Origin of the sequence: Gilliamella sp. Fer1-1, from assembly GCF_001690825.1 — a bacterium.
GTDB classification, from domain to species: Bacteria; Pseudomonadota; Gammaproteobacteria; order Enterobacterales; family Orbaceae; genus Gilliamella; species Gilliamella apicola_C.
This window is the reverse complement of the sequence record NZ_LZGX01000092.1, coordinates 15,100-27,418: the sequence shown is the minus strand read 5'-3', so window position 1 is coordinate 27,418 and position 12,319 is coordinate 15,100. Positions and strand designations below refer to the sequence as shown.

Here is a 12,319-nt window from a genome sequence, read left to right as displayed (position 1 = left end):
TAAAAAGAAAAGAGTAAAAGTTTTTTACAGGTAGTTTTACAGATAGTTGCCCAACACATTGATTTAGCTAAAAAAATAGAAGATAAAAACTTTAATAAAATCAATAGCTTTTCTGAACGATTTTTAGCTTAAAATTTAAGTATTAAAAACAAAATCGAAATCTTCCGCTTGTGCTTTTGTTAAGCGATTAGTTCAATTTATTGGGATAAAAAGAAAAGAATAAAAAGTCTTGTTTACAGGTAGTTTTACAGATAGTTACCCAACGCATTGATTTAACAAAACAAAAACCTTAATAAAATCAATAGCTTTTCTGAATGGTTTTTGACTTAAAGTTTAAGTGTTAAAAACAAAATCGAAATCTTCCGCTTGTGCTTTCGTTAAGCGATTAGTTCAATCTATTGGGATAAAAAGAAAAGAGTAGATAGTAGAAAACCACCAAGGTAATTTGCTATCAACTGCGATAACAATCCCCCGTTCTTTAGGGGGAATATCAATTAAGCTTGCCTTGCGAACTCACTGGCTTGTTTAACCAATTCGGCAGAAGGTGTTACGCCAGTGTATAGCACAAATTGTTCTAGTGCCTGTATTGTTGCAACATCTGCTCCAGAAATAATGATTTTATTTAGTTTTCTAGCATATTTTATCATGGGTGTTTCAACTGGCAATGCAACCACATCAAAAACAATATCGGCATTGTTTATCATGGGTTGAGGAAAAGCTAATTCATCAGCTTCAACCCCACCAAGCATCCCAATTGGAGTGACGTTAATAATTAATTTCGCTTGCTGTGGTAATATGTCCTGCTCGTTTTTTACCCATGTGTAGTTGTATCTTTTGGCTAAAGCTTCACCTTTGAGTTGGTTACGCGCAACAATAATGCCATTTTTAAATCCTGCATCATAAAAAGCCCCAATCACCGCGTTAGCCATACCACCACTACCTTTTAAAACAAAGGGCGTAGTATGATCAATTTTATTGGCTGTAATAAGTTTAGCAACAGCAATATAATCTGTATTATAAGCTTTTAAGTGATAGTTGGTATTAACAATGGTATTCACCGATTGAATCGATTTTACCGAATCATCTAATTCATCAATAAACTCAATACAAGCTTCTTTATACGGCATTGAAATGGCACAGCCTCGAATAGCTAAGGCCTTAATGCCATAAATTGCATCTTTTAAATTATTGGTAGTAAAGGCTTTATATAAGTAATTAAGATCAAGTTTTTCATATAAATAATTATGAAACCGAGTACCAAAATTGCTTGGCCTTGCTGAAAGTGACATACAAACCGTGGTATCTTTATTAATAATTCTTGCCATTTTTACTATTCCTTGTGATGATAAAGGTATGTTTTAGTTTTATTTTAACACTTTATTCAGTGGTTTTTTAGTTATGGTTGCCAATAATACCGGACCAAAGATTAGTCAAGAGAAAAAAACGGTGAGTGCCATGCTCTATTTATATTGTCATAAACAGCATAATAGCAAAAATCATCAGTTATGTAATGAATGCAACGATCTGTTGCAATATGCTATGCAACGTTTAACAATGTGTCGCTTTGGTGAGAATAAAACGACGTGTGAACGATGTCCTAAGCATTGTTATCGTAAAGATTATAAACAAAAAATAAAGCAAGTCATGCGGTTTTCTGGTCCAAGAATGATGATTTATCATCCTATCATGGCATTGCGACATCTTTATAAAAATTTGTTGAGTAAGTAGTTTGTTAGCTAACAGTTACTATGCGGTAAATCGCATAGTAACAATTAGAGTAACCATTATGATATAAATAGTGCATATCGTGTTAAGTTTTCTATTTTTAAAATTTTATGCTAGCACTCACTATAGCGTGAGATTTTGCAGCGGGTATGCTTTCGTAGGCGGTTGTGTAGTTTTTATTTAATATATTGTTGATATCTAAACCAATTTTATATTGCCGATTATCGCCAAATGCCGTGCTGGTAGATAAATTTAATGTTGACCAACCACGATAACGATAAACCGATGAATCGCTACGCTGAGTTGCATTGCTGGCAAATCGCATAAATAGATCTGAATCAAGATCAAAGTGATCAAAATAGGCGGTGTGTTTTACGCCAACACGGCCAGTAAAGCGTGGGTTACCTGAATCATATGTAGTATATTTGTCAGTTTTAATCTGGCGACGTAGATAATTGCCTTTAATATAAGGGGTAAAAGCTAAATCAAGGTATTCAATACTCAATTCTAAACCATGGGTTTTGGCTTTGTTGGCATTATTGTAATAATTAAAATTAGCCCCTGATGCGCCGTCGCAAATTGCAGAACCATTGCAACTTATTTCTGTAATATAGTTTTTAGCCGCTGAATAGTAAATGGCCGTATCAACTAACCATTTACTATTATTATAACGTAATCCAATTTCGTAATTATTTGACTTTTCCGCTTTTAATTTTGAGTTTCCATAAAGTGTTTGGCTTGCTGCTGAAGTTACAGCATAAAGATGAGAAAGCGTCGGGTAAACATAGCCTTGTGCAAAAGAGGCTCTTAATTGCGCATTTTTAATGCCAGAATAAGTTAATCCAGAAGACACAACAAAGTTATTATCACTGTCTTTCTTTTTACTATCAATTTTGTGTGTTACTAATGGTTGTCCGATTGTTGGGATTTTATTGATTGAGCTTGAACCATGCTTAAGTTTTGATGTTACCCAATATTGGCGAGCTCCTATATTCCATGATATATCATCAGTGATAGCCCAGTCGTTTTGAGCAAATAGCGAAAAGCTCGATTGTTGCCATTTATTGGCTAAATATTTGTGCTGAGTATAACTGGCTCTTGGCGACGGCATTTTTGATACAATCGTATTATGTGAATGTTGATCAACATTGTCTTGTTGATATTGTGAGCCCATAATCAATTTCATATCTTTATGTAGAACAAAATCAGATTAGAATGTCATGCCATACGTTTTTTGTTCATCATTTGTGGTGGTATGGGTATTGACATTCATTATCGGGCGTGGTGAGACGACAACATGATTTATAAATTGTCGATTTAATTTTTGTGCATAAGCATCGTAATGGATTTTTTCAGGAATGGGTTATCAAGATCATAGTCATAAAATAGCCCCATTTTTTCACGTTGTAATTTAGGTAATTTAACAGAAAAATCCTTAATTGAAGGTGAATTATCATCTTTAGCAAAATAGGTTTTAGTATCAAGCTGGTAACGATCAAGTGAAAGCCCAAATTTATGTTTGTCGATATTAAGCCCAAACCATGAACTTAAGCTCTCATTATCGAAATCAGTATTGTGCAATTTACCTTGATAGGCTTTACGATCGTTATTTTTAGCGTTAGAGCCGCTAATTCTATAATCAAAAATACTATCGATGGTGCCATTAACGGTACCCATTTCGGTAAAGCCATCGGTGGATTGGTTATAAACAAGTTTAACATCGCCATTAAGCGGAGCGTTGTTTTTGCTCCCTTTACGTGTAATAAAGTTAACGACACCACCAATAGCCTGTGAGCCATAAAGAACGGAATGCGGACCTTTAATCACTTCTATTCGTTCAACGGATTCCATATCAATTAATACACCAGCACCAGAACCATGTCCTGAGCGGTGATATGTTACTTCTTGCCCATCAATTAACATTAAAATTCGTGCTGGAGCTTCGCCTCTGATCATAATTTGCTTACGTCCAGCGAGTGAATTATCCGTAATTTCAATACCTGGAATATCACGTAACGCTTCGACAACAGAATCACCATTTTGTTTTTCGATATCATCACGATTAATTGCGTTAACTGATACCGAACTATCCCATACGGTTTTTTCATTACGATCTGCGGTCACTATAATTGTGTCTTGTGGGGAGGTTCGGTTTTCTGCCGCAAAAGTATTTGTGCTTAAGCAAAGGTTTAGTAGTGTAATATATAATGTTGGCTTAATATAAGTTTTTGAAGTAGCTAATTTCATTGTTTATTTTATCCTATACTAGCAAAAAGTTATTCAAATGATAATCTAAATAATAATCATTATCATTTGATATATAAATAAAAAGCTTTGTAAATCAAAAAAGGCTTAACCTATTAATAGATATGTATAAAAATAAAAATTTGTTATTATTACAAACAGAATTTAAAATAGTCATTCAATCAAAATTCAGGTAAGTACATGTCTATTGCAGTTGTTGAAGTTAACCGTCAATCAGTTATTCATAATGTTGAATATCTTAAAAGTATAGCGCCTAATAGCCAGCTAGTTGCCATCATTAAAGCCAATGCTTATTCACACGGAATAAAAGAAATTGCACAGTTGTTATGTGATAAAGTCGATTATTTAGGGGTATCGAGAATTTCCGAAGCAATCGCGTTGCGCAATAATGGCATTAATGCGCCTATCGTGGCTTTGGAAGGTTTTTTCCCTCATGAAAGCATTGATGATTTGATTGATTTTAATATTCAACCTGTTATCCACAGTAAATGGCAAATCGATGCGCTGTGTTGCTCTCCTTTGAGTGAGCAAATTATTCCTTGGTTTAAACTTGATACAGGAATGCATCGGTTAGGGTTTTGTATTGACGAGGCTAAAGCTGAATTTTATCGTTTAGCTCGTTGTTCAGTGATTTGCCAGCCAATTAATATTATGAGTCATTTTAGTTCGGCCGATGATCTTACTTCTGAACAAACGTTAAAGCAAATCGCGCTATTTGATCAGTTTATTGCTTCAATTGATGACAAATCACTGATTGGAAAGCGTTCGCTTGCTGCATCGGGTGGCACATTGGCTTGGCCACAAGCGCATTATGAGGTGGTTCGCTCTGGAATTGCTTTATATGGCGTCTCGCCCTTTGAGGCGCCAGTTGCGGGACTTAAACCAGCCATGACATTTAAATCTGAATTAATTGCAGTACGAAAACACAAAAAAGGGGAATCGGTTGGTTATGGGCAAATTTGGTGTAGTCAGCAAGATACCTTTCTTGGCGTCGTTGCGATGGGTTATGGCGATGGTTATTCTCGAAGTATTCCACCAAATACCCCAGTTTTGATTAATGGACGGAAAGTCCCCATTGTTGGCCGAGTCTCAATGGATATGATTGTGGTTGATTTGGGAATAAATAGCAGTGAAAAACCGGGTGACGAAGTCATATTTTGGGGACCAGAACTCCCCGTCGAGGAAATCGCTAAGCATACAGGTATAAGTGCTTACGAGTTAATAACACGCTTAACTTCACGCGCAAAAATTCATTATAGTAGATAAATAAGTTATGATTAAAAAAATATTTTTATACACTCTACTCCCCCTAGTATTAATTGTGGGAGGTTCAATGACTATTGGTTATTATTTTTTACACCAGTTTTCTCAACAGCAAATGCAAGTAAATGATGAAAATCAGATGTTTATTTTGAAGAAAGGTACGTCTATGCATCAATTAGTTGCCCAAGTAAAAGAAAGCAAGTTAATGCAACAAGCTTATTTGTTACCTTATTTGTGTAAGCTAAATCCGTCATTAAGATCAATTAAAGCAGGCTCTTATCAATTACACCCACATATGACTGTTGAGGAGTTTTTGAAATTGTTAGTGTCTGGCAAAGAAAGTAATTTTTCAATTCAATTTATTGAAGGTAAACGTGCTAAAGACTGGTTGAAAGTAATTCAAAATACGCCTTACATTCAGCAAACTTTAGTAGGTAAAACAGATGAAGAAATAGCGAAGTTGTTAGGCATTGACGGTTCTATTGAAGGTTGGTTATCGCCCGATACTTACCGTTATACAGCAGACACATTAGATATCAATATTCTCAAACGTGCGCACATGACGATGAAAAGTAATCTACAAAAAATTTGGGATAATCGTGATAGCAACTTACCGTATCAAACACCTTATGAATTATTGATTATTGCATCAATAATTGAAAAAGAAACAGGCGTCAGTTCTGAGCGAGCTAATGTGGCTTCAGTATTTGTTAATCGCTTAAATGCCAAAATGAAGTTACAAACTGATCCAACAATTATTTATGGTTTAGGTGATAACTATAAAGGTACTATTAGACGTGTCGATTTGACTGATACTGAAAACCCTTATAATACTTATGTTATTGAAGGATTACCGCCAACGCCAATCTCCATGCCAAGTCTTGCCTCGCTTGAAGCTGCGGCACACCCAGCTAAAACTAATTATCTGTTTTTTGTTGCTAATGGAACTGGTGGGCATACGTTTTCAAGTACTTACAGCAATCACCAGCAGGCGGTGAATGAGTATCGCCGAATGACTAGCGGTGGGAATTAGCGTTTTAAAAACAGCGTTAAATATAATTAACTCTGTAAAAGTATTTTATTTAAATACGTTCACTTTAACCATTACCGCATATTAATGCGGTAACTTTTTATGATTAAATCAATATAATTCATCAAGTTGCTTAATTAGAGAAAGTAGATAATTAACATTTTGTTTTTGCTCTTTTAGCGCTTCTTCAAAATAAGGATGCAAGGCAAATTTAGGTAAATTAGCTTTGGCATCAATTAGTGCTTGCATGCGTGGAATAAAAACCCATTGTAACCATTCGTGTGGTTGCATTGTGTCTAGAGCAAAGGGTTCTTGACTTAAAAAGGCATCTGGGTTTGGTGGCATTGTTTGCCATAAATTGATTTTTTGTAATTCTTTAGTTATTTTTTGAAGTTGATTCAGTAGCATATACTCTTGTGATTGTTGCATTAGCAAACTTTGATAATATTGCCAATCGAAACAAGGCCCTGGATCTGTTTTACGATCAGGGGCAATATCGCTATGCCCAGCAATATTTTCAATAGCATAGTGTTGTTGAAGTAATAAAGTGATTTTTGCGAGCTGTTGATATTGTATGCTAGTAAAGCTATCGGTATCGCATCCTTCCATTTCAATACCAATTGAAAAATCATTACAATTTTCTTGGCCTTCAAATACTGATTTTCCTGCATGCCAAGCGCGTTTATTGAATGGAACAAATTGAATAATTTCACCATCACGCCGAATAAATAGATGACTTGACACTTTAAGTTGATAAATCGAAGCAAAGTACGGGTGCTCCTCAGGATTAAGTTGCCCTGTAAATAGCTGTTCAACATAAGGTCCGTCATATTCATTGGGCGGTAAGCTAATATTATGGATAACAAGTAGCGATATCGGCTTATTGATTGGTCGTTCATCATAAAAAGGTGAAATAACTTGCTTAACACCCTGTAACCAACCATTAACAATTTTTAAGGACATATTGACTCCAACTTATCTGATAAACCGATGCCTAAATATTTTTGCGATCAGCTTCTCATAGCTTGCACATTTAAAGTAATAATTCATTGTGTTATGGATTTTCTTTTCCACGCTTAACACTTCGTTATTATTCCACTTTTTTGTTTTGCTATAAAGACTCTTTCTATTGAATCATTCATTGATATTTTGAGGTATTTATGTCTAAACAAGCGGGTTTTACTTTATTTGAACTGATGATTGCTATTATTGTGATTGCTATCTTAACGGCTATTGGTGTGCCTGCTTATCAAGGATATGTAAAAAAAGCTGCGTTGACAGATATGTTGCAAATCATGACGTCATATAAAACAGCCGTCGAAATCTGCGCAGTAGAACAAGGCAGTTTAACCAACTGTAGTAGTGGTAATAATGGTATACCGGCAAGCCGAACGTCTAATTATGTCACATCAATTACGGTCAATAACGGCGTTATTACCTTAGTTGGAACCAGTGCTTTAACTGGATTAACGGCCACATTAACACCAACAGTAAGTGCTACCCACGGTAATTTAGATTGGCACCGGGTTTGTACGACATCGCCAGCCGATGCTAGTTTAACCCGTGCTTGTGAAGATATTTTCAAATTTTGATGTTAACTCTTTAATCTTTTATGGATAAGGAAGCGCTTTTATGCAAGAAGATCAGCTCATTGAAAGTATTGACAAATTATTGCTTGAAGCATTAGATAAGCGAGCTTCGGATATTCATTTTGAGCCTTACCTGCATAGTTATCGTATTCGCATGCGTATTGATGGGGTTTTACATGATATGTTGTCACCACCTCTTGCATTGGCTAAACAAATAACCGCAAGATTAAAAATTATGTCTAAGCTAAATATTGCCGAGCACAGATTACCGCAAGATGGTCAATTGATCATTGGTCGTTATACTATGCGTATTGCTACCTTACCGGTAATGAATGGTGAAAAAATAGTTTTAAGAGTTATGGATAATCATGAATCTGAACTAACCATTAATGATTTGGGATTAACAGATGAAGATCTTTTTCTATTCAAACAAATTTTAGACTATCCACAAGGATTGATATTGGTGACGGGACCCACTGGAAGCGGAAAAACGGTTACGTTATATAGCGCACTAAAACAATTAAATAAAATTGAGCGTAACCTTTGTAGTGTTGAAGACCCTATAGAAATTCCTCTTGAAGGTGTTAATCAAACGGCAATTAATCCCAAAGCTGGATTGACATTTGGTATCGTATTACGAGCCTTATTGCGACAAGATCCTGATGTGATGATGATAGGTGAGATCCGCGATCATGAAACGGCTGAAATTGCTATTCAAGCAGCACAGACAGGGCACTTAGTCTTATCAACTTTGCACACTAATTCTAGCATTGAAGCCATAACACGGTTAAATCAAATGGGTATTGAAAATTATTTACTTTCATCGAGCCTAAAATTAGTTATCGCTCAGCGACTAGTCAGAAAGCTGTGCCCACACTGTAAGGTTAGGGCAAGTGAGCTAATTAGATTGGGTAAAGAGCAAATAGCAAATTATCAAGCTTTGGGTTGCCCAAATTGTATTGGCGGTTATAAAGGGCGAATTGGACTATATGAATTTTTAGTTATTACCCCCGACATTCAAAAGCAAATATTAGCAAACCAAGTTATTTTGCCTTCAAATATGACGTCGTTAAAAATAGCAGGTCAAAATTTAATTAAGCAGGGTATCACAAGCTTAGCGGAGTTAAATCGAGTCTTGGGAGATAAAGCATGAAAAGACTCTACTATTGGTATGATCTAGATTTTAATCAACACAAAATCATCGCTCAATCACAACAACTCGCTAAGCGTCAGTTATTACTGGAAGGTAAAATTGCTATTAAGATTAAAGCAGGCGCTATTATTACTGCACGTAGTTTTCACTGTGTTGATTTGCTAATAATTACCAAACAATTAGCTACTATGTTAAAAGCGGGATTATCTATTATTGATACATTACATTTGTTAGTCCAAGAACAACCTAAACCGCATTGGCAATATTTGTTATCTGATATCAAGCAACAAATCGCTAAAGGTGAAGCATTGTCTCATGTACTACACCAACACCATTCGGTGTTTTCTCCTTTATATTGTGAAATTATTGCAGTTGGCGAGTTAACAGGACAACTTGATGAGAGTTTTGAACAGCTAGCATTATTGCTTGAAAAATCAATCAAATTACAAAAAAGTTTTAAAAAAGCAGTGCGTTACCCTCTGTTTTTATTATCGGTTGCGATGATCGTCAGTTTAGTGATGTTGTTATTTGTGTTGCCAAAATTTTCAGATATTTATCAAGATTTCGATGCTCAATTACCCGCTTTTACTCAATGTATTATTGATTTTTCCAACAATTTGCAACAAAGTTGGTTAATGTGGTGTATAGGATTTATGGTCAGTTATTTTTGTTATAAACGCTATTTTAAAATGCGCTATCGACTGCAAATTGAAGCGATGATAATAAAATGCCCTATTGTTGGTAAGGCGGTTCAAACTAGTTGCTTAACCCAGATTTTTCAAACCATTGCGATTACTCAAAAAGCAGGTATACCATTATTAACAGGTTTAGCTGCAACAACGAATATCACTTATTACAGCCTTTATCGTAATAGTATTTTACAGATCATTGCGGGTATTGAACAAGGTTATTCATTTAGTCATGTTTTACACCAGCAATTATATTTTCCTAATTTATGCTCACAATTAATTCACGTAGGTGAAGAGTCAGGCACATTGGATTTAATGCTCGATAAGTTAGCAATCTATTATCAAGAACAAAATCAAGTCTTAATCGATAATTTATCGCAAGCTTTTGAACCACTACTTATGCTGGTATTAGCTTTAATTATTGGAAGCTTAATTGTAGCGATGTATTTACCAATATTTCAAATGGGTGATGTGATTCATTAATGCTAACGTTTATAATTATTTATTTCGGCCTGTGTATGGGTAGCTTTGTTTATGTTGCATACTGTCGCTATTTGCCAACACTGACACCATGCCAATATTTATGCCGTATTAGTGTTTATCGGTCAGCGTGTCCACATTGCCACAATAGGCTCAAAGCGTGGCAATTGGTGCCCGTTGTGTCTTGGTTAATATTAAAAGGGCACTGTTATTACTGTCATGCTAAGATTTCGCATCATTATCTTATTATAGAGTTATTAGTAGCAACGCTATTTACTATTATTTATTTTGATTATGGTATTAACTATCAAAGTGGTATGTTGATGATTCTTAGTTGTTATTTTTTATTTTTGGCCTTAATCGATTTTAAATATTATTTATTACCTGATTTGTTTACTCAACCGTTGATGTGGGCTGGTGTAATCTTTTCCTATTTAGACATGGCAAATATCATCTTAACTGAGGCTCTATTAGGTATATTTGGGGGTTATCTATTATTAAAAGTCCCTGCTTCTTTATTTTATTTTGCCACTAAAAAACAGGGCTTAGGCGGAGGAGATATCAAATTGCTTGCAGCATTAGGCGCTTGGCTCCCTTATACAAGCTTACCCATGTTGTTGATTTTTTCCTCTTTACTGGGGATGGTATATTATTTTTTGTTGCGATATGTGCTTAATAAAAATACCTTAACGATTATTCCATTTGGTCCTTTTTTATTAATTTCTGGTTATGCGATCTATTATTTTAGTTAAAATTTGTTAATTATTAACCTGTTAACAATGTATAAATTTATATCATTTTCAATATATGTAAGATATAACTAAAATTGATATTCATAGTAAAAATAGTTATTTTTATAAAAGTGGGAATCACGTTATAGTGTTGATAAAAACAGCGTGTTATGCTGTAAGTTAGTTACCCATTAAGGAATCACTCATGATATCAAATAGTATTAATGATCTAAAAAGTGAAATGATAGCATGGCGTCATCATATTCACGCTCACCCCGAAACGGCTTTTGAAGAAGTCAAAACTACGCAATTTATTATCGAAAAACTGCAATCATTTGGTATTACTCAATTATATACGGATTTTGCGCCAACTGGCGTAGTTGGTGTTATTAAAGGCAATAAAGAAGGGCGATGGATTGCTCTGCGAGCTGATATTGATGCATTAGATATTATTGAAGAAAATAATATCGATTATTGCTCCACTATCTCAGGCAAAATGCATGGCTGTGGCCATGATGGGCATACGGCAATATTACTAGGTACAGCCAAATATCTTAGTGAGCATCGTGATTTTTCGGGCACAGTTGTTGTTATTTTTCAACCCGCTGAAGAAAATGAGGGTGGCGCTCGAGTTATGGTTGAAAATGGTTTATTTGATAGGTTTCCTATTGAAGCTGTATATGGTATTCATAATCAACCTAATATGCAGTTAAATCACTTTTACATTAACCACGGTCCAATGATGGCATCATATGATGTATTTGAAATTAAAATAACGGGTATTGGCGCGCATGCAGCAGCTCCTCATTTAGGTAAAGATACTATTTTAACGGCTACTCAGATTGTGAATGGTTTACAGAGTATTGTTAGCCGTAGTGCTGATCCACTTAGCTCATTAGTCGTTAGCGTGACGCAAATTCACAGCGGGGATACTTGGAATGTATTACCTCAGCACGCAGTGATTCGTGGAACGGTTAGGGCATTTAGTGCTCAAGTGCAAGATATGGCTGAAAGTCGCATTAAACAAATAGCAACAGGTATTGCCGCAACATTTGAAGCCAAAGCCGAAGTCGATTATCAGCGACGTTATCCTGCGACAATCAATCACGCTAAACAAGCCAAAATTGCAATGACAGCCGCTAAAAAAGTCGTCGGTGAAGATCACTTGATCATCGATCCCAATCCGTCGATGGGGGCTGAAGATTTTGCCTTTATGTTGCAAAAAATTCCCGGCGCTTATGTTTGGTTAGGTGCAGGTAGTGGTGCTAATTTGCATAATCCAGCATTTAATTTTAATGATGAAGTGTTAACAACGGGGGTAAGTTATTTTATAGCAATTGTTAACCAAGAACTTGCAAACTAATTTTAAAAGATGGGCATAAAGATAACTGGAA

The 12,319-nt window shown here is 35.3% G+C and carries 12 protein-coding genes and 1 pseudogene; 8 read left to right on the top strand and 5 right to left on the bottom strand.

The window, feature by feature from the left end:
* Positions 1-494: 494 nt before the first annotated feature.
* Positions 495-1,325, bottom strand: a complete 831-nt coding sequence (locus tag A9G28_RS10155) for a shikimate 5-dehydrogenase (protein WP_065566694.1) — start codon at positions 1,323-1,325, stop codon at positions 495-497.
* A gap of 73 nt (positions 1,326-1,398) precedes the next feature.
* Between A9G28_RS10155 and A9G28_RS10150 the strand changes: the two genes are divergently transcribed.
* Positions 1,399-1,728, top strand: a complete 330-nt coding sequence (locus A9G28_RS10150; protein ID WP_065566693.1) for a nitrous oxide-stimulated promoter family protein — start codon at positions 1,399-1,401, stop codon at positions 1,726-1,728.
* Between the two features lie 97 nt (positions 1,729-1,825).
* On the opposite strand, the gene A9G28_RS13180 is transcribed toward A9G28_RS10150, so the two are convergent.
* Both A9G28_RS13180 and A9G28_RS13965 read right to left on the bottom strand, forming a co-directional pair.
* Positions 1,826-2,899 (bottom strand): TonB-dependent receptor domain-containing protein, encoded by a 1,074-nt coding sequence (locus A9G28_RS13180; RefSeq protein WP_176702146.1) that lies wholly within the window; start codon positions 2,897-2,899, stop codon positions 1,826-1,828.
* 143 nt (positions 2,900-3,042) lie between these two features.
* Positions 3,043-3,972: a TonB-dependent receptor plug domain-containing protein gene (locus tag A9G28_RS13965; RefSeq protein WP_081301572.1), complete on the bottom strand. Its 930-nt coding sequence runs from the start codon at positions 3,970-3,972 to the stop codon at positions 3,043-3,045.
* A gap of 198 nt (positions 3,973-4,170) precedes the next feature.
* Between A9G28_RS13965 and alr the strand changes: the two genes are divergently transcribed.
* Together alr and mltG are read left to right on the top strand one after the other, a co-directional pair.
* Complete coding sequence (gene alr / locus A9G28_RS10140) at positions 4,171-5,256, top strand: alanine racemase (RefSeq protein WP_065580602.1); 1,086 nt, start codon at positions 4,171-4,173, stop codon at positions 5,254-5,256.
* A gap of 7 nt (positions 5,257-5,263) precedes the next feature.
* Entirely contained in the window at positions 5,264-6,286 is a 1,023-nt protein-coding gene (mltG, locus tag A9G28_RS10135; protein WP_065580601.1) for an endolytic transglycosylase MltG, read from the top strand.
* Between the two features lie 108 nt (positions 6,287-6,394).
* Here the strand turns inward: mltG and A9G28_RS14235 are convergent, their stop codons facing one another.
* Both A9G28_RS14235 and ampD read right to left on the bottom strand, forming a co-directional pair.
* Positions 6,395-6,691 (bottom strand): YqcC family protein, encoded by a 297-nt coding sequence (locus A9G28_RS14235; protein ID WP_442903266.1) that lies wholly within the window; start codon positions 6,689-6,691, stop codon positions 6,395-6,397.
* Positions 6,692-6,709: 18 nt separating this feature from the next.
* Positions 6,710-7,246 (bottom strand): annotated as a pseudogene (gene ampD / locus A9G28_RS14230) (1,6-anhydro-N-acetylmuramyl-L-alanine amidase AmpD); the annotation flags it as partial.
* Positions 7,247-7,443: 197 nt separating this feature from the next.
* Between ampD and ppdD the strand changes: the two are divergent.
* From ppdD to A9G28_RS10105, 5 genes are all read left to right on the top strand, one after another.
* Entirely contained in the window at positions 7,444-7,875 is a 432-nt protein-coding gene (gene ppdD, locus A9G28_RS10125) for a prepilin peptidase-dependent pilin (protein WP_065580599.1), read from the top strand.
* A gap of 40 nt (positions 7,876-7,915) precedes the next feature.
* Positions 7,916-9,025: an ATPase, T2SS/T4P/T4SS family gene (locus A9G28_RS10120; RefSeq protein WP_065580598.1), complete on the top strand. Its 1,110-nt coding sequence runs from the start codon at positions 7,916-7,918 to the stop codon at positions 9,023-9,025.
* Complete coding sequence (locus tag A9G28_RS10115; RefSeq protein ID WP_081301571.1) at positions 9,022-10,197, top strand: type II secretion system F family protein; 1,176 nt, start codon at positions 9,022-9,024, stop codon at positions 10,195-10,197. Before A9G28_RS10120 ends, A9G28_RS10115 begins: the two co-directional genes overlap by 4 nt.
* Complete coding sequence (locus A9G28_RS10110) at positions 10,197-10,946, top strand: prepilin peptidase (protein ID WP_065580597.1); 750 nt, start codon at positions 10,197-10,199, stop codon at positions 10,944-10,946. Before A9G28_RS10115 ends, A9G28_RS10110 begins: the two co-directional genes overlap by 1 nt.
* A 184-nt stretch (positions 10,947-11,130) precedes the next feature.
* Positions 11,131-12,288, top strand: a complete 1,158-nt coding sequence (locus A9G28_RS10105) for a M20 aminoacylase family protein (protein ID WP_065580596.1) — start codon at positions 11,131-11,133, stop codon at positions 12,286-12,288.
* Positions 12,289-12,319 lie beyond the last annotated feature (31 nt).